Origin of the sequence: Brevundimonas sp. (genome assembly GCF_036659295.1) — a bacterium.
Lineage (GTDB): Bacteria > Pseudomonadota > Alphaproteobacteria > Caulobacterales > Caulobacteraceae > Brevundimonas.
On record NZ_JAVXCU010000022.1, the window covers coordinates 1 to 18,559 of the forward strand.

Genomic DNA, 18,559 nt, shown 5'->3' on the forward strand with positions numbered 1-18,559 from the left:
AGAGCATCACGGATATTGGCCGGGATCTGCTCGGAGTCTGCGCCGACCATGATGCCACGCACCACCAGATTAGGCAGGGCAATGGCGTCCTGCATGGCCATGTCCCATTCGACCACGCCCACCAGCGTCTTGGCCACATAGGCCAGAATGGACGAACCGCCCGGCGAACCGATGGCCCCGACCAGATTGCCTTCACGATCCAGAATGATCGTCGGGATCATAGACGAACGCGGACGCTTGCCTGCCGCCACAGCATTGGGCGCGGCATGGCCGTCTTCCAGCGGCGTGAACGAGAAGTCCGTCAGCTGGTTGTTCACAAAGAAGCCGCCCGCCATACGGCCGGATCCGAAATAGGATTCCACCGTCGTGGTCATACTGACGGCATTACCGGCGGCATCAACGACCACAAAGTGGGTGGTGCCTGCCGGCTCCATCGTCGCATCCGACAGTTGCGGTGCCGATCCGGTTGGACGGCCGGCCTCTACAGGTCCGTTGATCTGCGGCAACAGAGCGGCACGCTCGGCCATATAATCGCGATCCAGCAGACCCGCCACCGGCACGCCGACAAAGTCGCCATCACCGACATAACGGTCACGGTCGGCATACATCAGGCGCTGCAGACGGCCCAGCGCCACCCAGGCCTCGGGGCTGTCCTTGCCCTTGGCGAGATCCGGTGTCTGCTCGGCCATACCGAGAAACTGGAGTATGGCCACGCCACTGGACGGCGTGGTCGGCACACAGACCACATAGTCCCGATACGGACGGCACAGCGGATCACGACGCAGCGGACGATAGTCGGCAAAGTCCTCCAGCGTCAGACCACCGGGGCGCGGCTGTGCATGGGTGGCGGCAATAATCTGTTCGGGAATATCGCCCTGATAGAAGACACTGGGCCCCTCATTGGCCAGACGACGCAGGGTGTGGGCATAGGCGGGATTCTTCAGCGTATCGCCGGCCTGATAGCGGCTACCGTCCGGCTTGGTGAAATAGCGGGTTGCCCATTCGGTGACCGCTTGACCGCGACCGGCATTGATAAACCCTGCCATGCGCGGCGAAACGACAAAGCCGTCACTGGCCAAATGCTCGGCATCGCCGAACAGGTTGCGCCATTCCAGCGTGCCAAAATCCTTGTGAGCCATACCCAGCATGGCCACTACGCCGGGAACGCCGGTCGAACGGCCTGACAGCACCGCATCCATAAAGGCCAGCGGTTCGCCGTTCTCGTAGAACAGTTCCGGTGTGGCATTGGCAGGGGCCATCTCGCGCCCGTCATAGGCGTGTACATCGCCGCTGGCTGCGTCATAAACCATCATGAAGGCCCCGCCGCCCAGACCGGACGATTGCGGCTCCACAAGGCTGAGCGTGGCCTGAATGGCGACAGCTGCATCCACCGCCGAACCACCGGCGCGCAAAATCTTCATTCCGGCCTCGGCCGCCAGCGGATTTGCCGCCGCCACAAACGGGCCGTGCGCGCGCTGCGAGGCTGCGACAGACGCATTCTGTGCAGCCGGCGCCTCGTAAGCGATTGCCGTATCAGGGATATTTGCCGAAAGCAGCCCAACCGCTAAAAACAGGGCTGACAGCGCACTCGTGCGCTTGAAGCCATTCGAACGGTCAAAAATTGCGTGCATCAACTCTACTCCAGCCGTGTCCCGGGGAACTTATGCCTAAGGCTTAAGGCCCATTCCGCCAACCCAAGATTTTCTTTCAGTTTTTTCTATTTTTCTATTGCCATCCCAAGAGGGGAAAGCTAGATAGCCCACCTCGCCGCGGGGCACTGACCCGCAGCGATGACGAAAGTCACAGCGCACCCGTAGCTCAGCTGGATAGAGCATCAGACTACGAATCTGAGGGTCGGGCGTTCGAATCGCTCCGGGTGCGCCATTCTCTTCCTTTCAGGTTGAAAATGGCATGACTTTTATAAGCTAGAAAACCCCGCCTGCGGTTCACCGCGGCGGGGTTTCTGCTTTCTGACCTGCGTGCTTTGAAACCGGATAAGCCAGCATCGCTTTTACAGCGGACGCTGGCTCTCCAGGAAAAATAGCTCAGCCGGATTTACCTTTCCAGCATAGTGGCGTCAGCCAGCCACCAGCGCATCGGTTTTGGCAACCGCCAGAATGCCGCGCATCAGGTTTTGCACCACCGCACGGGCCACTTCGACCGACAGGCCCTGCTCACGACGCAGGCCGTCCCAGTTGGCCCAACCCGAGGCCGCCACCAGCGCCGAGATCATCACCGAGGCATCCGCATCGCTGCGATGCTCCAGTGACGGCGCAAACAGGTTGATGACGATCATGCGATGGACTGAATCATCGCCGCGCAGCAGGTGCTGCAATACCGGATAGTCGCGCGCCATATAGGTCGCGGCCCGACGTACCGGACTGACATATTCGTACATTTCGCTGGAACGTTCGGACAGGGCCATAATCCGCTGCTCGGGCGACCACTGAGACGGATCGCGGCGCGGATAACGGCGGAAAGCCTCCTCGCGCTGAAGCTCGTAGGCCGCCGTCAGCAGTTCACTGACATCGGCATAGTGACGAAATACCGAGCGGCGCGAGACACCGGCGCGATCGGCGACCGCATCTGTGGTTGGCATCTGGCCTGTCTCACGCACCAGATCGAGCATGCTGCGGGCAATAACAGAGCGGCTACGCTCACTGCGAAGGTGACGACCATCCAGCGATGCCCGGGACGTGTTCACAGTTTGCATGTTCTAACCACTACAGCTTTGCCCGGCATAGGCCGCACTACCTCCACGATGACCTGACGGTATCGCGACAGCAGCGCCCCCATGACGGTTACGGGACTAAAAATAAAAGTATCCCGCCCACCACATCAGCTACAGCGCGAACACCCATGCTCAATCGCGTTGATTGTGCATTTGGTTCCACCTGACCAGACATTTCAGTTCGTATACGCATTACTACCTAGCGCCCTCGATGCCCCATATGTTCACACATCGCGCACCAGCAGGTTCAGGTATTTAGCGCGCACAACGCAGCAGAGCCGCCCCCTCAGGAGCCGTCTCGCGAGCACATAAAACTTGGAGAAATGGCGCACCCGACAGGATTCGAACCTGTGACCCCTGCCTTCGGAGGGCAGTACTCTATCCAGCTGAGCTACGGGTGCGTTGGCGGCGCGAGGCCGAAGGCGGTGCTTACAGCAAGGGCGTGGCGGCCTCAACCCTGATGATCGACCGCCACGGCTGTAATGCAAAGTCTTTTAGTGGCTTATCTATTGAGCCGTCATCCCGCCGTCGATTTTGAACTCGGCGCCGGTGACAAACTTGCTCTCGTCAGAGGCCAGATACAGCACGCAATAGGCCACATCATCGGGCTCGCCGATGCGTTTCAACGGGATACCGCGCGCAAGCCGCTCGTGGGCTGCATCTTCCTGACCGCCCGCCAGAGCAATGAAGGGATCAAGGATCGGCGTCTTGATAAAGACCGGATGCACCGAGTTGGCGCGCACCGTCCCGCCCACCTTGGCGCATTCCAGAGCCACGGTCTTGGTATAGAGCCAGACCGCCGCCTTGGTGGCATTATAGGCCCCCATGCCGGGTGCCGCCGCCAAGCCGGCAATCGACGAGATATTGACGATCGAGGCCATCGGCGCGGCCTTCAGGTGCGGCAGGGTGTGCTTACAGCCCAGCATGACCGATTCGAGATTGACCGACTGAACCTTGCGCCAGTTTTCCAGCGTGTCCTGTTCGGCAAACACCAGACTGCCGCCGATACCGGCATTGTTCACCAACACCGAAATCCCGCCCATATCGCGAGCGGCATCGGCCACCACGCGCACCCAGTCGGCCTCGCTGGTGACATCATGGGCATAGGCAAAGGCAGTATCGGGATGATCCGCATTGATGCTGTCGGCGAGGGCCTGTGCGCGGGTGCCATCAATATCGCTCAGGGCCAGTTTGGCCCCTTCGCGGGCCATCATGCGGGCCATGGCTTCGCCGAGGCCGCCCGCGGCGCCGGTAATCAGGGCCGCCTTGCCAGCAACCCGCCCGCTCATTGAGTCTGCCCGTCAGCAGCCGCATCGATAAAGCGGGCCAGATCCAGATCACGCTGGGTCACGCCGCCCGCATCATGGGTGGTCAGAACAATATCCACGCGGTTCCAGACATTGGACCATTCGGGATGGTGATCCGACTTTTCCGCCTGAATGGCGATGCGGGCCATAAAGCCGAAGGCCGCATTGAAATCGGCAAAGCGCATGGAGCGGAAAATAGCAGGGCGGCTATCGTCGGCCTTCTGCCACAGCGGCAATTGTTCCAGCGCCTTTTCAACGGCGATCTGTGGCGGCACAGCAGACATATCCCACTCCCTGAGGGTCATTTATCCCCTAGGCGTAACCCGCTTCCTTGTGCCCCGACAAGCATCCGGCACCTGTCATGGCAAACTTCGTATGCATGGACGGATGACGAACCGCATTACAGGCGCTAAACCAGCCCCATGACCTCCTCCGATACCGCTTCCGACAAGTCTGCAGATACACCCTCTGGCAAGACCTCCTCCTTCGGCTTCCGCGATGTTGATGCGCGCGAGAAGGTGCAGATGGTGCGCGGTGTGTTCAACTCGGTCGCCTCTAATTACGACCTGATGAACGACCTGATGAGCGTCGGTGTGCACCGCGTCTGGAAAGACGCCGCTGCTGCCAAGCTGAATGCCCGTCCGGGCGAGGTTATTCTGGATGTGGCCGGTGGAACGGGCGACATGTCGCGCCGCTATTCCAAGATGGCGCGGGCCGCGCAGGAGCGTCGCGGTGGCGAGGACGCCAAGGTCATCGTGCTGGATTATAATGCCGAGATGATCCTTGCGGGGGTCCATAAGGGCGGCGAACCGGAAATGGTCTGGAGCGTCGGTGACGCCATGAGCCTGCCGCTGCCGGATGCTTCGGTTGATGCCTATTCGATCAGTTTCGGTATCCGTAACGTGGCCGATATTCCGGTCGCTCTGAAGGAAGCCCGCCGCGTGCTGAAGCCCGGTGGCCGTTTCATGTGTCTGGAGTTCTCGCGCCCGACTACTGCCGTCATGCGCAAGGCCTATGACGCATGGTCGTTCAACGCCATTCCGGCCATCGGTCAACTGGTCGCCAAGGACCGTGACAGCTATCAGTATCTGGTGGAATCCATCCGTCGCTTCCCCGACCAGCAGACTTTCAAGGCCATGATCGAGGACGCCGGTTTCAGCCGCGTCACCGTCACCAATCTGACGGGTGGCGTCGCCGCCATTCACCACGGGTGGGCGATCTGAGCCGGCTAACCTTTAAGACCCCGCCTCCCAAACCCGAGGTCGAGCGGATCAAAGCGCCCGTGCGTTCGGCCGTGCGGCTGTTGCAATGGGGCTGGGTTCTGGCGCGTCACGACGCCCTGATTCCACGCGAAGCCAATGCGCTGCTGCCCGCATGGGGCCGCCCGTTTGCGGGCGTGGTTCAGGCTTTCGCCAGCCGCAAGCTGCGCGCCGGTCGCCCCGGCCAGCGCGTCGGTGCCGCCTGTGAAAAGCTGGGACCGGTGGCCATCAAGCTGGGTCAGGTTCTGGCCACCCGCGCCGATATTTTCGGCCTGCAGTTCGCGCAGGACCTTGGCCACCTGAAGGACAAGCTGCCGCCCTTCCCGATCGATCAGGCCCGCAAGGAGATCGAGCGCTCGCTGGGTCGCAGTGCCGACAGCCTCTATGTCGATTTTGGCGAGGCCGTGGGTGCCGCATCACTGGCACAGGCCCATCCGGCGACCATGGCCGATGGCACCAAGGTTGCCGTTAAAATCCTGCGCCCCGGTATCGAGCGCAAGGTGTCGCAAGGTCTGGACGCGATGCGTCTGGGGGCCAAGCTGGTGGACTGGGCCGTCGAGCCTGCCCGCCGTCTGGAACCGCGTGCCTTTGTCGAGATCATTGCCCGCTCGCTCCAGTTGGAACTGGATATGCGCCTCGAAGCGGCTGCGGCATCCGAGCTGGGCGAGGTCATGGCCAAGGACGGCTATATGATCGCGCCCAAGGTCATCTGGGATGGCGTGGGCAAGCGCGTTCTGACGCTGGAATGGGCGCAAGGTTTGCCGATGACGGCCCCTGAAATGGCCGATCTTCCTGCGCTGGAACGCAATCTTCTGGCCGACAAGGTGGTGCGCGCCTTCCTCGTTCAGGCGCTGGACCACGGTGTGTTCCATGCCGATCTGCACGAAGGCAATCTGTTTGCCGATGGTTCTGATAAGATCACAGCCATTGATTTCGGCATTGTCGGCCGCCTTCAACCGTCCGAGCGTCGCTATCTGGCCGAGATTTTGTGGGGCTTTATCAGCCGCGATTATGACCGCATTTCGCGCGTCCATTTCGATGCCGGCTATGTGCCGCCGCACCATTCGGTGGAAACCTTCGCACAGGCTCTGCGGGCCGTCGGCGAGCCGGTGATTGGCCGCGCGGCGTCACAGGTTTCGATGGGGCGTCTGCTGGGCCAGTTGTTCGAGATCACCGCCCTGTTCGACATGCATCTGCGCCCCGAACTGGTACTGCTGCAAAAGACCATGGTGTCCGTAGAAGGGGTGGCGCGTCGCCTGAACCCCGATCACGACCTGTGGGAAGCGGCCAAGCCGGTTGTCGAGCGCTGGATCCGTCGCGAACTGGGCGTACAGGCACAGGCCAGGGAATTGCTGGAGGATGCCCGCGACACCCTCAAGGCTTTGTCGCAAATGGCACAGAACCCTCAGCCGTCCCAGACGTTGGTCATCGAGCGCCCCCGTACACCGGCCTGGGTTGTGGTCATCGCCACGCTCTCGGCCTGTGCCTCGGCGGCAGCCTTGATATTGACGCTTTGGCCCGATCTTTTGAGCTGACACCCGGCTCGATAACGGGCCAGCAAAGGACCGTTTATGAAGACGACTGCCCTGTTTGCCCTGATCGCCGTGGCTGTGGCCGCCCCCGCCATCGCCAGCGCCCAAACTGCGCCGAAACCTGCAGCCGCAGCCACCCTGCCCGATGCCTTCGACGCACCGGTCCAACAGCCTGCACGTCCGCCCGCGCCACCGGCCCCACCCGTGCCGCCCGCACCGGTTGCACCCGATATTGCCCGCTCTCAGGCTGCCCTTCTGGAAGTCATTGCCAATCTGAAGTCCGGCGAAATCGACTATTCGCCCTTCAGCGACGATCTGGCGGCCAAGATTCGCGAGCAATCTTCACAGATCGGCAGCCTGCTGACCCAGTTTGGCGAGATCAAAACCGTGCGCCATCTGGCCCAACCGGATGGTGTGGACGTTTTCCGTGTCGATTTCGACAAACAGGCCACCGAGTGGATGATCGGCTTCGACAATGACGACCAGATCGCCGCCCTCTTGTTCCGTCCGGTCGAACAGTAATCAGTCGAAACTGACCTTGCCCCGCCCGCTCTTGACCGTAGAGCGGGTGGACTTGGCCTTGAGACGGCGCTCCTTTGAGGCCCGCGTCGGCTTGGTCGCCACGCGATAGGCCTGACGCACAGCCGCCTCGGCCACCATTTCTTCCAGACGCTCGATGGCGTCCTGACGGTTGCGTTCCTGTGTACGAAAACGGGTGGCGGTGATTACAATCACACCGTCCAGCGTCAGGCGGCTGCCCGCCTTTTTCATCAGGCGCTCGCGCGTATAATCGTTAAGGCTGGGCGAGTTTTTGGCGTCAAACCGCATCTGTACGGCGGTCGAGACCTTGTTGACGTTCTGACCGCCCGGGCCACCGGCACGATAGAAGCGGAACTCCAGCTCCTCGTCGGGGATACGGCGTTTCAGTTCAGCCATCAGGCTTTCCTTGCCGCACGGTTTGCTGCTGCATCCAGTGTCTGAAGGAATTTGGAACGGTCGGCATTCGAGAACGGCGGCGGACCGGACGTCTCTACGCCCATCGAGCGCAGATGCTCGCCCACCATCCGACCCGCCAGTGCCGAGCCGATGGTGTTCTCGTCCAGCACCGTGCCGTTGGGGCGAATACATTCGGCACCCGATTTCAGACAGCGGTCGGCCAGAGGAAAATCATTGGTGATGACCACATCGCCCGCCCCTGCCCGCTCGGCGATCCAGTCATCGGCAATATCGGGACCAGCATCGACGACGATCTGGCGGATCAGGCTTTCCTGCGGTGTTCGGATCCAGCTGTTGGACACCACAAAAACCGGCCAGTTCAGGCGTCGCGCCACACGGTACACCTCTTCCTTCACAGGACAGGCATCGGCATCGATATAAAAGGTCTTGGCCATGGCCTTTCTTTAGCGGACTGGCCCGCAAACGAAAGGGCATCCGGCCATTTGACCGGATGCCCCCCGTTTCATCTTCTTAGGTGGTCAGTAGGTATAGGCCGGTGCGCGGTTGCCCGCTGCGTTCGGCAGATAGCGGTTACGCAGTTGCAGGTTACGCGCCGTATCCAGCGGCTGTTCAACACCGTCGATCAGCACCGCTTCCGGCTGGCTCAGCGGCTCCAGCGGATCACCCGACCAGATCACCACATCGCCCGCAGCCCCGGCCTTTAGTTCGCCGAACTGACCGTCAAAGCCGAAGATACGCGCCGGATTGACGGTGATGGCCGCAATGGCGGCTTCGAACGGCAGACCGTGCGAGACGGCATTACCGGCATTATAGCGGATGTCACGGGCACGATGGTTGGCACCTTCGTTACCCTTGAGCGCGATCACCACACCGGCCGCATTCAGCGCCGCGGCGTTCTGCATACGGGCAGCACGCATTTCGAAATTGCTGGGCAGGTTGGTGATCGGGTGGATCAGAACCGGCACCTTGGCGGCGGCGATTTCGTCAGCCACCAGCCAGCCTTCGGCCGCACCGTCCAGAATGACCTTCAGGCCTTCTTCGCGGGCCAGACGTAGAACCTGACGGATGTCCGAGGCGCGGTTGACCGTCACGATCAGCGGCATGCGCCCTTCGACCACAGGGATCAGGGCCTCGAGGTCCGCACGCGACAGCGACAGAGCGCGCAGGTCGCCACGGTCATAGGCCGCCTTGTTGCGCTGATAGGCGCGCACCTCGTTCAGGGTTTCCTTGAACAGCACGAACTGGCCGCCGCGCGAGCCACCGGCTAAGCGGGCACCGGCCTCGCCGAACGGGGCCGTCATCGCCACCTTGGACTTGACCAGAATATCGGTGCCGTCCTTGAGGCTGATGACCGCCGCCTGACCGGCGAACAGGCCCGGGCTTTGGAAACCACCATGGCCCGCACCGGCCTTCATATCGTCAAAGCCGGAATCGTCATGGCTGTGACCACCACCCGAACCGCCGTGCTGGGGCGTAACCACCGCACGGGTGACACCGCCAAGGCGCGCGGCTGGCAGGGTGAAGGACCACGGGTCAATGCCGTACGAAACATCGAATGCTGCGGTCAGCGTATTGGCGCTGTTGGACAGGTCATTGGTGCCCGAGACCGAGCTGACTTCGCTGGTCGCGAGGCCTGAATCCACCGCCACAATACCCGGCGAGACGATCTTGCCACGGGCGTCGATGGTGCGGATGCCCGCAGGAGCGGCCGCGGTGCCGACCGAAACCACACGGCCATTACGGATCACCACAGTGCCGTTTTCAATCACCGAGGTGCCAGTCAGTACCTTGGCACCGGTGATAGCGACGTCTTGTGCCAGAGCCGGCGCAGCGGTCAGAAGGGTTGCCGCAACCACGGCCATAATCGAGGTCATACGCATGGATCAGCGCGCTCCCTGTGCGGTGCCTGCGGCAGCGCGGTTAAAGCCCGGCTGGCCCAGTTCGAAATCGGACACCGGCTGATAGGCCGGATTGCTACGGTCAAAGGACAGACCACCGTCAATGAAGACCTGATCGGCGCGGGCATAGACGGACAGCGGATTGGCACTCCAGATCACCACATCGGCACGCTTGCCGACTTCTAGCGATCCGGTCTGGTCCTCGATACCGATGGCTTTGGCCGCGTTCAGCGTGATCCAGCTGATCGCGCGTTCTTCGGAGATGTTCAGACCCGCACGGCGACCCGCCGACAGCGAGGCGGCCGCTTCCTGATTGAGGCGCTGGATCAGCTCGGCATCGTCGGAGTGGATGACGGCGCACGAGTTCGGTGCCGCATCCACAATGGCGGCGTTTTCCTCGATCCCGTCGAGCGCTTCCATCTTGAAGCCCCACCAGCCGGTCCACATGGCAGCGCAGATACCCGCCTCAGCCAGTTGTGGGGCCAGTTTGTAGCCCTCGATGGCATGGTGGAAGGTCTTGATCTTGAAGCCGAACTCCTTGGCCAGATCCATCATCAGCGCCATTTCGTCGGCGCGGTAGCAGTGGTTCTGCACCATGATGGAACCGTCCAGCACTCCGGCAATGGTTTCCAGCTGCAGGTTGCGGGTCGGCGGGGTGCCCTGACCCGTTTCGCGCCACTTGTTCCACTTGTCGCGATAGTCCTGAGCCGCGATAAAGCCCGCGCGGAAACCGGCCATATTGCCCATGCCGGTGGCAGGCGTCTGGTTACGGCTGCCATAAACGCGCGACGGGTTTTCACCACAGGCCATTTTCAGACCATAGGGGGCATTGGGGAATTTCATCGCCTGCATGGTGGTGGCGGGCACATTACGCAGCGTCACACCGCGACCGCCAAACAGGTTGGCGGAACCGGGCAGGATTTGAACCGTGGTCACACCACCGGCGCGGGCCGTGTGGAAACCGGGGTCTTGTGGCCAGACCGAATGCTCGGACCAGACATTGGCCGTGTTGGGGCCGGTAACCTCGTTACCGTCCGACATGCCCTGCACGCCCGGCGACGGATAGACACCAAGGTGCGAGTGGATGTCGATAATGCCCGGCGTCACGAAGCGTCCGCGACCGTCGACAATCTGGTAGCCCTGCGGCACCGGCGTCGAACTATCGCCCACAGCGGCGATCAGGCCGTCGGTGACAACCACGACACCGTTTTCGATCTTACGGCCTGCGCCGTCAAAAACCGTCGCGCCGACAATAGCCATGTTCTGGCGGGCCAGGGGCGCATAGGTGGACGGATAGGGATTGAGGTCGGAGGCGCTGTTCAGGCCCGTCGCAAGCGTGCGGTTTTCGGACTTGGCCGGTGCGGCTGCGTTCGAGGACGAAGCCTCTCCCGTCGTCGCGCAGGCTGACAGCATCAATGCACCCATGGCGCACGACAAAACAGCGAGGCTTGGACCCCGCAGGCGATTCAATAACATGGGTGAGCCCCCTCACACCCGCAGCCTGCGGGCAGACAACGGCGATCATAGAGAGGCGTTGTGCTCGCGCTGTAAAGGCCCAAATCAGCCTGCGGACAATCTTTCGCGCACTTCGCTGTCGCTCAGACCGGTCACCTCGACCATCTTCAATCTGGACTGGTTTCCCCGCGCCAGATTCACGTCACGACGCGGCACACCCAGCGCCCTGGCCAGTACAGCCTCCAGAGCCGCATTGGCGGCGCCGTCGACAGGTTGCGCCCTCACCCGCACCTTCAGCACGGGCCGCCCGTCAGGATCGACACCCCAGCCCTCGATGGCATCCTTTGAAGATTTTGGGGTTAGTTTGACGGGGATGCGTGCGCTCATGCTCTGTCCATAACCAGACCGGCCTATAAAAGAAAACGCGCCGGACAGTTTCCTGTCCGGCGCGTCTTTGATCCATACGGATGATGGTTCTGGATTAACCCAGAGCGGCCATCAGTTCCGGCACGGCAGTCTTGTAGTCGGCAACCAGACCGAAGTCCGCGATCTGGAAGATCGGGGCATCCGCGTCCTTGTTGATCGCCACAATGACCTTGGAGTCCTTCATGCCAGCAAGGTGCTGGATGGCGCCCGAGATACCGATCGCGATATAGAGTTGCGGCGCGACGACCTTGCCGGTCTGGCCGACCTGATAGTCGTTCGGCGCGTAACCGGCATCTACAGCGGCGCGCGAGGCTCCGACAGCAGCACCCAGCTTGTCCGCCAGCGGTTCGATAACCGCAGCAAACTCTTCGGCCGAACCCAGAGCGCGACCGCCCGAGACGATGATCTTGGCGGCGCCCAGTTCCGGACGGTCCGACTTGACCATTTCCGCCGAGATGAAAGTGGTCTTCGGAGCTTCGGCAGCCGTGACGGTTTCAACGGAGGCCGAGCCACCTTCGCTAGCCGCAGCAAATGCGGTCGGGCGCACGGTGATGACCTTCTTGGCGTCAACGGACTGGATGGTCTCCAGCGCGTTGCCGGCATAGATCGGACGCACGAAGGTGTCAGCCGATACGACTTCTACGATGTCCGAAATCGGCGCTACGTCCAGCTTGGCAGCGATACGCGGGGCGTAGTTCTTGCCATCGGTATTGGCCGGAACCAGGATGGCATCATAGCCAGCCGCCAGCGGCACAACGGTCGCTTCTACAGCTTCGGCCAGACCTTGGGCCACGCCAGCGCCCTCGGCCAACAGGACCTTGCGGACGCCGTCGATCTTGGCCGCCGCGTCGGCAACAGCCGATGCGCCTTGGCCCAGTACGAGGATGTCCACGTCGCCCGAAATGGCCTTGGCGGCCGTTACAGTCTTGTGGGTGGTGTCACGCAGGTGAGCGCCGTCGTGGTCAGCAATAACGAGAACAGCCATTACAGGACACCTGCATTCTTGAGGTTGGCAACCAGTTCGGCAGCATCCGCCACCTTGATACCGGCCGAACGCTTGGCCGGTTCGGTAACCTTGAGAACCTTCAGACGATCGGCAACGTCAACGCCGTAATCGGCGACCGACTTGGTGACGATCTCTTTCTTCTTGGCCTTCATGATGTTCGGCAGCGAAGCATAGCGCGGGGTGTTCAGGCGCAGGTCAACCGTGACCACAGCCGGAAGCTCGGCCGCGACGGTTTGCAAACCGCCATCGACTTCGCGGGTCACGGTGGCTTTGGTGCCAGCGATTTCCAGCTTGCCGGCGAAGGTGGCTTGCGGCCAGTCCAGCAGGGCCGCCAGCATCTGGCCAACAGCGTTGTTGTCGCCGTCGATGGACTGCTTGCCCATCAGGATCAGGTCCGGCTTTTCCTCATCGGCCACAGCCTTGAGCAGCTTGGCGATGGCCAGCGGCTCCAGATCGGTGTCCGACTGGACCAGAATGCCGCGATCGGCACCCATGGCCAGAGCCGTACGGATAGTCTCTTGCGACTGAGTGACGCCGATGGACACGACCACGATCTCGCTGGCGGTACCAGCGGCGTGGTGCTCCTTGCCCTCTTTCAAGCGCACAGCTTCTTCGACGGCGATTTCGTCGAAGGGGTTCATGCTCATCTTGACGTTGGCCAGATCGACACCGGTCTGGTCCGCCTTGACGCGGGCCTTCACGTTGGAATCGATCACCCGTTTCACCGGGACGAGTATCTTCATAAGACTATCCGCTTTTGGTCGAAATGTTTGGGGAGGAAGTGGACCGAGAGTCCGCGCCTGTCAACGTAACGTAAGGTGAAGAACCGCCGTGCCAAGTCACGTTTTTTGTTTTATAGGCGCTACATGAAGCGGTTTTTGACTTTCCGTCGCCTGTCCCTGATTTTTGCGGCCCTGTTCGCTGTCGCCATGGGCGGCCTGTTCATACTGCAACATTTCTGGGTGGAACCCGGCGAGAAATGCGCGGGCGAAGGTCGCTGGTACGATATGGAAACCCGTATCTGTGCCCAGCCCATCTATATTCCGGACATTACGGGCCGCCCCGAAGGCACCACCCGCGCCGAGGCCTCTGCGGATATGAACAAGGATCTGGTGGACAAGGAAGCCCAGTTGGCCGCCTATAACCGCGCCCGCAAAGCCGCCACCGAAGCCGAACGCGCCCGCGTTCAGGCGCTCAACGCCAAATAAAAAAGGGCGCGATTAACGCGCCCTTCTAAACAGTGTGTCGCCAACCGCTATCAGCGCGTTGCGCCCGGTACCCACTTGATATCGTCCGCGCCATTGGCGTTGGCGCGGCGTGCGGCCACGAACAGGTGGTCGGACAGGCGGTTGAGATAGCGCAACGCCTCGACATTGATGACCTCGCCCGCCTCGATCATCGCCACCGTGTCGCGCTCTGCGCGACGGCAGATGGTCCGCGCGACGTGCAGATAGGTCGAAAGCGGCGAGCCACCCGGCAGGATAAAGCTGTCGAGCGGCTTGAGGCTCTCGTTCATCCAGTCGATTTCCTGCTCCAGACGCTCGACCTGCGAGGCCACAATCCGCAGCGCCTCCCATTTGGGTGCAGGGTCCAGTGGCGTGGCAAGGTCGGCCCCGAGGTCAAACAACTCGTTCTGGATACGACCCAGCTTGGCATCGATCCGGTCGTTTTGCGCGCTGTGCAGACGGGCAATGCCGATGATGGCATTCAGTTCGTCCACCGCACCATAGGCCGATACGCGATGGCTGGTTTTGGAGACTTCCTGACCGGTGGCCAGTCGCGTCGTGCCCTTGTCCCCGGTGCGCGTGTAAATCTTGTTGAGCGTAACCATGGGAACTCCGTTTAGAAAACCAGATGTAACAGTGTGGGCCTAGCCCATGTGCGATTTCTTGATGGCCACACCGACCACCAGCAGCACAATGGCCACCGCCTGAAAAATCACTCGCATGCGCATCAGGTTGTTAGAGCGAACATTGCCCTTTTCGCTGCTGCGATAAAGGTTGGCGATACCCAGAACCAGGCTCGCGACCACGCCGATCAGGGCAATGACAATCAGGATATCGATCACGTTCATGCCCTCCTTCTAATGCCCCGCTTCCAAGGAAGCCAGCCTCTATACCCATCGCGCGTGCGGCGATTTAGGTGCGGCAGTCTGTCGCATATTATCGAGTCGTGATTGCAAATCGTTAGCAAAAGGAGTTGAGAAGCACTCGCAAATAACACGGGGCTATCATGTCTATCCAGAATACTTCTCGACGCGCCCAACTTCTGGCCGCTTCGGCAATCAGCGCAAGCCTTCTGACCTTTGGTGCCAGCGCAAATGCCGAGACAGTTTCTCTGGACCAGAACACGCCCACGCGCGTCAGCGACATCGTCGTGACCGCTGCGGGTTACGAACAAAAGATTGTGGATGCCCCCGCCAGTATCAGCGTGATCACAGCCGAAGAACTGAGCCACCGCCCTTATCTGACCCTGCTGGACGCCGTGCGCGACCTCGAAGGCGTGGACATCGGTGAAACCCGCGACAAGACCGGTCAGGGTACCATCTCCATGCGCGGTATGGGCTCAGACTACACGCTGATCCTCATAAACGGTCGTCGCCAGAACAACCACGGCGACATCTACCCGAACAGCTTTGGTGGCAACCAGTTCAACCACATCCCCCCGCTGGACTCGATCGAGCGTATAGAAGTGATCCGTGGTCCGGCCTCGACACTTTACGGCGCTGACGCCATGGGCGGTGTCATAAACATCATCACCAAGCGCTCGCCAGATCGCTGGGCCGGTTCGCTGACCGCCGCACGCACGTTCGAACTGGACGACCAGTATGGCGACGATACATCCTACGACCTGTACGCCAACGGCCCCATAATTGCCGGTCTGCTGAACCTCAGCGTACGTGGCAGCCTCTATACCCGTGACGCCTCAAACCCGACCTACGGCACTGTCACCGATCCGGCAGGCGTCGAGCACAGCCGCAGCCTCGGCTTTGGCGGCGGCGGCAAGACCGTGGACAACGAGAACAAGGCCGCTGGCCTGACCCTGACCTACACTCCGACAGAGAACCAGACTCTGACCTTCGACTACGACACGTCGAAACAGGAATATAACAACGCCATCGTCGTCAATGATGCCGGTGTCGAGGAATATCCGGTCGGTACCGTCGACAACTATGGTGCCATGCTGCGTATCGGCTCCAATGGCCGTGTCGAGCCGCGTGCCGGCTATGCTCCGACGCAGGAATTCACCCGCGACACCTGGGCCATCACCCACGAAGGCCAATGGTCGTTCGGTAATAGCCGCGTTTCGCTGTCGCACATTTCGACTGAAAACAACGGCCGCACCCTGCCTTTCTCGGTGGACGAACGCCAAAGCCTGCAAGGTTTGTGGAACGCCGCCTGCGTAAACATGGGTGGCTCAATCGCCGCCACCGGTTACTGCGCCCCGCGTGCTGCCATGGGCTATAACAACGCCAATGCGTGGAACAACCAGTCCGAAGCCGCCAAACTGGCGGCGATGACGGCCAATCTGGGTGGTGCTCAGTTGGCCCAGTTGCAAGCCTTCCTACCGCGCCCGCAGCGCACCTTGGAGAGCTCGCAGTACACACTGGATGCCCAGATCAACACTGTGCGTAACTGGCATGGCGAACACCGCATCGTTATCGGTGGCCAGATGATCCGGGGCGAACTGACTGACGGCGTCTTCGGCCTCGAAAGCGGCGAAGGCGGCAAGGCCCAAGACCACAACATGTACTCGCTGTTTGCCGAAGACACCTGGCAGGCAACGCAAGCTTTCGCTCTCACCGGCGGCATCCGCTTTGACGACCACGACGTGTTCGGCAATCATTTCAGCCCGCGCCTTTACGGCGTCTATACGCTGAACGACCAGTGGACCATCAAGGGCGGCGTCTCGACCGGCTTCAAGACCCCCAAGACCACGCAGCTTTATGATGGCGTCATCGGCTTTGGTGGCCAAGGCACCAACCCGCAGTTCGGCAATCCCGACCTAAAGCCGGAAACCAGCGTCTCAACCGAACTGGCCGTTTACTGGCAGCACCCCAAGGGCCACAACTTCAACATCACCGTCTTCAACAACACATTTGAAGACAAGATTGCCAGCCAGCCGTGCGGCACGGGCTTTGCCCTCGCCTGCGCCTCGACCGGTGATTACGGTGACATCGGCTATGCGCCGTCCAGCAGCCGCATCACTAATATCGACGAGGTTGTGATCCGCGGTGCCGAACTAGCCGGTCGCTGGCAACTGATGGACAGCCTGTCCGTGCGCGCCAACTATACCTATACCGACAGCGAGCAAAAGAGCGGTGCCAACAAAGGCCTGCCACTGGGCGAAAGCGCCAAGCACATGGCCAATGCCTCGCTGAATTGGCAGCCGACCGAGCGCCTTAACCTGATGCTGACCGGTGAGGCCCGCGCCGACCGTTATGCCGGACAGCATAGCGTGACCAACGAGGCCATCTACTACAAGGACTATGGCGTATTGAACCTTGGCGCATCCTACATCGTCAATGACTGGCTCACGGTGAATGCCCGCGTGAACAACCTGCTGGACCGCGATTTCACCACTTACGACGCCGAGTTCCGCGACCTCAACGGTGACGGTAACTATGATGACGGCACCAACGAAGTGCTGTTCTTCGACCACTACAACAACAAGGATAAGGCCCGCAGCCTGTGGGTCAGTCTGAACGCCCGCTTCTAAAAGCGCTGCCATTCAAGAAAAGGGCTGCCCGCAAGGCGGCCCTTTTTTGTTACGCGAAATACTCGTCACTAAACTAAGCTATTAGTCATAAATCAGCGGCATTAATGCCCGCCATGTCTGACCGCGCCATCCGTAATCTTGAACATCTCCGCCGCTCCGCCTCGACGGCGCGTGTGCTCAACCTGCTCAAGGTTGCCGACGATCACGGCCATACCGACGAATGGGCCGAAAAGCCCATGTTCCAGACGCCGTCGCTGAACACGTCGCTGATTATCAAGCACCGCCTGCGTCGCAACGAGACGGATAGCTTTCCCGGTCGTCGTCAGGTCGCCACCAAGCTGGTCCTGCCGATCGATGTGAATGATCTGAAGACCGGCGGGCGGTTTGTGTTCGTCAACCAGATCGGGTTCGAGCGTGTCATGCTGGAGGCTTTTGGTCTGCCGCCCGAACACCCCGACATCCGCACGCTTCGCCTAATGGACCAGCTTCCGTCGCTGGACCCGTTCCTGCTGCGTGAACAACTGCGCCGCGGCGGTGTGGATGCGGCCCCGTGCTATTTCGCCATTTCCGAAGCCGACCTGGCCAAGATGTCAGCCTTTGTCGAGCGCGAGGTCGAACCTCTGGTCCGCATGAGCCTCGGCGCGGATCAGGACACCTCGCATTCCTCGGCGCGCATGGCCAACAAGATCCTGTCCAATACACCCGGCGACCGTCTGGAGGCACTGCGCCTGACCCTGAGGTTAGAACCGGAACAGTATCAGGAGGGTGTCTTCTGCTGGAAAGGCTTCCTCTATTACAAGTGGGCGCTGAGCAGCCTGACGCAGGATATTGCCAAGGTGGCCGACGAGGTTTCCACCATTTCCCCCCACGGTCCGGTCGATGCCTCGGCCAGAGAATATATCCGCCGTGGGCGCAGCGTTCTGCGCAGTAATATCGTCCAGACCTGCGACAAGGTCAGCCAGACCCTGCGCTATTATGACGAGGCCTATGCGGGCCTGACCACGCGCGGAGAGCCGCTGGCCTTCCGCGATTTCCTGCTGGAAGCCCCGCATCTGTTCACACGTCTGGGGGACCAGTTGGGGGCCATCCAGCACATAGTCAGCTTCTGGCGCTTCCGCTTCAATCCGCAAAGTGCGCCGGTTCAGGTCGATGAGTTGATCGACATCTTCATGGATTTCGAGACCGGTCTGATGGGACGCAATCTGGAAGATCTGGCTGCCGAGTTTCAGGTCTGACTCCATAAGAAAAAGGGCCAGCGTTTCCGCTGGC

19 protein-coding genes and 2 tRNA genes are annotated in these 18,559 nt (G+C 61.0%); 7 read left to right on the plus strand and 14 right to left on the minus strand.

Going from position 1 to position 18,559, the window contains the following annotated elements; genetic code table 11:
* The coding region (locus tag RSB01_RS05975; protein WP_332625192.1) for a gamma-glutamyltransferase family protein at positions 1-1,631 on the minus strand (1,631 nt) is incomplete at its 3' end.
* Positions 1,632-1,807: 176 nt separating this feature from the next.
* Here RSB01_RS05975 and RSB01_RS05980 point away from each other — a divergent pair.
* Positions 1,808-1,884 (plus strand) — tRNA-Arg (locus RSB01_RS05980).
* Positions 1,885-2,077: 193 nt separating this feature from the next.
* On the opposite strand, the gene RSB01_RS05985 is transcribed toward RSB01_RS05980, so the two are convergent.
* From RSB01_RS05985 to RSB01_RS06000, 4 genes are all read right to left on the minus strand, one after another.
* Positions 2,078-2,704, minus strand: coding sequence for a TetR/AcrR family transcriptional regulator (locus tag RSB01_RS05985; protein ID WP_332589900.1), 627 nt, complete (start codon positions 2,702-2,704; stop codon positions 2,078-2,080).
* Between the two features lie 351 nt (positions 2,705-3,055).
* Positions 3,056-3,132, minus strand: a tRNA-Arg gene (locus tag RSB01_RS05990).
* A gap of 105 nt (positions 3,133-3,237) precedes the next feature.
* Positions 3,238-4,020: an SDR family oxidoreductase gene (locus RSB01_RS05995; RefSeq protein WP_332589899.1), complete on the minus strand. Its 783-nt coding sequence runs from the start codon at positions 4,018-4,020 to the stop codon at positions 3,238-3,240.
* The gene (locus RSB01_RS06000; protein ID WP_332589898.1) at positions 4,017-4,322 is read right to left on the minus strand and encodes a 4a-hydroxytetrahydrobiopterin dehydratase; all 306 of its coding nucleotides are present in this window, start codon (positions 4,320-4,322) and stop codon (positions 4,017-4,019) included. The genes RSB01_RS05995 and RSB01_RS06000 overlap by 4 nt, the downstream gene beginning before the upstream one ends.
* 138 nt (positions 4,323-4,460) lie before the next feature.
* On the opposite strand from RSB01_RS06000, the gene RSB01_RS06005 reads away from it, so the two are divergent.
* The 3 genes from RSB01_RS06005 to RSB01_RS06015 are packed head-to-tail and all read left to right on the plus strand — an operon-like array spanning position 4,461 to position 7,351.
* Positions 4,461-5,261: a class I SAM-dependent methyltransferase gene (locus RSB01_RS06005; protein WP_332589897.1), complete on the plus strand. Its 801-nt coding sequence runs from the start codon at positions 4,461-4,463 to the stop codon at positions 5,259-5,261.
* A complete protein-coding gene (ubiB, locus tag RSB01_RS06010) occupies positions 5,249-6,832 on the plus strand; it encodes a 2-polyprenylphenol 6-hydroxylase (RefSeq protein ID WP_332589896.1) in 1,584 nt (527 codons plus the stop codon). The genes RSB01_RS06005 and ubiB overlap by 13 nt, the downstream gene beginning before the upstream one ends.
* A 36-nt stretch (positions 6,833-6,868) precedes the next feature.
* A complete protein-coding gene (locus tag RSB01_RS06015) occupies positions 6,869-7,351 on the plus strand; it encodes a hypothetical protein (RefSeq protein WP_332589895.1) in 483 nt (160 codons plus the stop codon).
* Here the strand turns inward: RSB01_RS06015 and arfB are convergent, their stop codons facing one another.
* The 7 genes from arfB to RSB01_RS06050 all read right to left on the minus strand — a co-directional run bounded on the left by arfB (position 7,352) and on the right by RSB01_RS06050 (position 13,314).
* Positions 7,352-7,765: an alternative ribosome rescue aminoacyl-tRNA hydrolase ArfB gene (gene arfB, locus RSB01_RS06020; protein ID WP_332589894.1), complete on the minus strand. Its 414-nt coding sequence runs from the start codon at positions 7,763-7,765 to the stop codon at positions 7,352-7,354.
* Complete coding sequence (locus RSB01_RS06025; RefSeq protein ID WP_332589893.1) at positions 7,765-8,220, minus strand: YaiI/YqxD family protein; 456 nt, start codon at positions 8,218-8,220, stop codon at positions 7,765-7,767. The genes arfB and RSB01_RS06025 overlap by 1 nt, the downstream gene beginning before the upstream one ends.
* Positions 8,221-8,304: 84 nt before the next feature.
* Positions 8,305-9,666 carry an amidohydrolase family protein gene (locus RSB01_RS06030; RefSeq protein WP_332625193.1) on the minus strand — a complete coding sequence of 454 codons (1,362 nt, stop codon included), beginning with the start codon at positions 9,664-9,666 and terminating at the stop codon, positions 8,305-8,307.
* 3 nt (positions 9,667-9,669) lie between these two features.
* Complete coding sequence (locus RSB01_RS06035) at positions 9,670-11,160, minus strand: amidohydrolase (protein WP_332619407.1); 1,491 nt, start codon at positions 11,158-11,160, stop codon at positions 9,670-9,672.
* Between the two features lie 84 nt (positions 11,161-11,244).
* The gene (locus tag RSB01_RS06040) at positions 11,245-11,526 is read right to left on the minus strand and encodes a DUF167 domain-containing protein (RefSeq protein WP_332591780.1); all 282 of its coding nucleotides are present in this window, start codon (positions 11,524-11,526) and stop codon (positions 11,245-11,247) included.
* 94 nt (positions 11,527-11,620) lie between these two features.
* The gene (locus RSB01_RS06045) at positions 11,621-12,550 is read right to left on the minus strand and encodes an electron transfer flavoprotein subunit alpha/FixB family protein (protein ID WP_332591779.1); all 930 of its coding nucleotides are present in this window, start codon (positions 12,548-12,550) and stop codon (positions 11,621-11,623) included.
* Entirely contained in the window at positions 12,550-13,314 is a 765-nt protein-coding gene (locus RSB01_RS06050) for an electron transfer flavoprotein subunit beta/FixA family protein (RefSeq protein WP_332591778.1), read from the minus strand. The genes RSB01_RS06045 and RSB01_RS06050 overlap by 1 nt, the downstream gene beginning before the upstream one ends.
* A 135-nt stretch (positions 13,315-13,449) precedes the next feature.
* Here RSB01_RS06050 and RSB01_RS06055 point away from each other — a divergent pair, with 135 nt between their 5' ends.
* Positions 13,450-13,779, plus strand: a complete 330-nt coding sequence (locus RSB01_RS06055) for a hypothetical protein (RefSeq protein ID WP_332591777.1) — start codon at positions 13,450-13,452, stop codon at positions 13,777-13,779.
* A gap of 50 nt (positions 13,780-13,829) precedes the next feature.
* Here RSB01_RS06055 and RSB01_RS06060 read toward each other — a convergent pair whose 3' ends face one another.
* Positions 13,830-14,402, minus strand: coding sequence for a cob(I)yrinic acid a,c-diamide adenosyltransferase (locus tag RSB01_RS06060; protein WP_332619408.1), 573 nt, complete (start codon positions 14,400-14,402; stop codon positions 13,830-13,832).
* 39 nt (positions 14,403-14,441) lie between these two features.
* Entirely contained in the window at positions 14,442-14,645 is a 204-nt protein-coding gene (locus RSB01_RS06065) for a twin transmembrane helix small protein (RefSeq protein ID WP_332591655.1), read from the minus strand.
* A 158-nt stretch (positions 14,646-14,803) separates the two neighbouring features.
* Between RSB01_RS06065 and RSB01_RS06070 the strand changes: the two genes are divergently transcribed.
* Positions 14,804-17,290: a TonB-dependent receptor gene (locus RSB01_RS06070; protein WP_332625194.1), complete on the plus strand. Its 2,487-nt coding sequence runs from the start codon at positions 14,804-14,806 to the stop codon at positions 17,288-17,290.
* A 104-nt stretch (positions 17,291-17,394) separates the two neighbouring features.
* Complete coding sequence (locus RSB01_RS06075) at positions 17,395-18,525, plus strand: hypothetical protein (protein ID WP_332591657.1); 1,131 nt, start codon at positions 17,395-17,397, stop codon at positions 18,523-18,525.
* The last annotated feature ends 34 nt before the right edge of the window (positions 18,526-18,559 follow it).

Bases quoted from the DNA above. Each gene is read 5' to 3' on its own strand.
- RSB01_RS06030 (WP_332625193.1), bottom strand. From the start codon at position 9,666: ATGCGTATGACCTCGATTATGGCCGTGGTTGCGGCAACCCTTCTGACC.
- RSB01_RS06000 (WP_332589898.1), bottom strand. From the start codon at position 4,322: ATGTCTGCTGTGCCGCCACAGATCGCCGTTGAAAAGGCGCTGGAACAA.
- RSB01_RS05995 (WP_332589899.1), bottom strand. From the start codon at position 4,020: ATGAGCGGGCGGGTTGCTGGCAAGGCGGCCCTGATTACCGGCGCCGCG.
- RSB01_RS06060 (WP_332619408.1), bottom strand. From the start codon at position 14,402: ATGGTTACGCTCAACAAGATTTACACGCGCACCGGGGACAAGGGCACG.
- RSB01_RS06015 (WP_332589895.1), top strand. From the start codon at position 6,869: ATGAAGACGACTGCCCTGTTTGCCCTGATCGCCGTGGCTGTGGCCGCC.
- RSB01_RS06065 (WP_332591655.1), bottom strand. From the start codon at position 14,645: ATGAACGTGATCGATATCCTGATTGTCATTGCCCTGATCGGCGTGGTC.
- RSB01_RS06040 (WP_332591780.1), bottom strand. From the start codon at position 11,526: ATGAGCGCACGCATCCCCGTCAAACTAACCCCAAAATCTTCAAAGGAT.
- RSB01_RS06075 (WP_332591657.1), top strand. From the start codon at position 17,395: ATGCCCGCCATGTCTGACCGCGCCATCCGTAATCTTGAACATCTCCGC.
- RSB01_RS06035 (WP_332619407.1), bottom strand. From the start codon at position 11,160: ATGTTATTGAATCGCCTGCGGGGTCCAAGCCTCGCTGTTTTGTCGTGC.
- RSB01_RS06005 (WP_332589897.1), top strand. From the start codon at position 4,461: ATGACCTCCTCCGATACCGCTTCCGACAAGTCTGCAGATACACCCTCT.
- RSB01_RS06025 (WP_332589893.1), bottom strand. From the start codon at position 8,220: ATGGCCAAGACCTTTTATATCGATGCCGATGCCTGTCCTGTGAAGGAA.
- RSB01_RS06045 (WP_332591779.1), bottom strand. From the start codon at position 12,550: ATGGCTGTTCTCGTTATTGCTGACCACGACGGCGCTCACCTGCGTGAC.
- RSB01_RS06070 (WP_332625194.1), top strand. From the start codon at position 14,804: ATGTCTATCCAGAATACTTCTCGACGCGCCCAACTTCTGGCCGCTTCG.
- RSB01_RS06050 (WP_332591778.1), bottom strand. From the start codon at position 13,314: ATGAAGATACTCGTCCCGGTGAAACGGGTGATCGATTCCAACGTGAAG.
- arfB (WP_332589894.1), bottom strand. From the start codon at position 7,765: ATGGCTGAACTGAAACGCCGTATCCCCGACGAGGAGCTGGAGTTCCGC.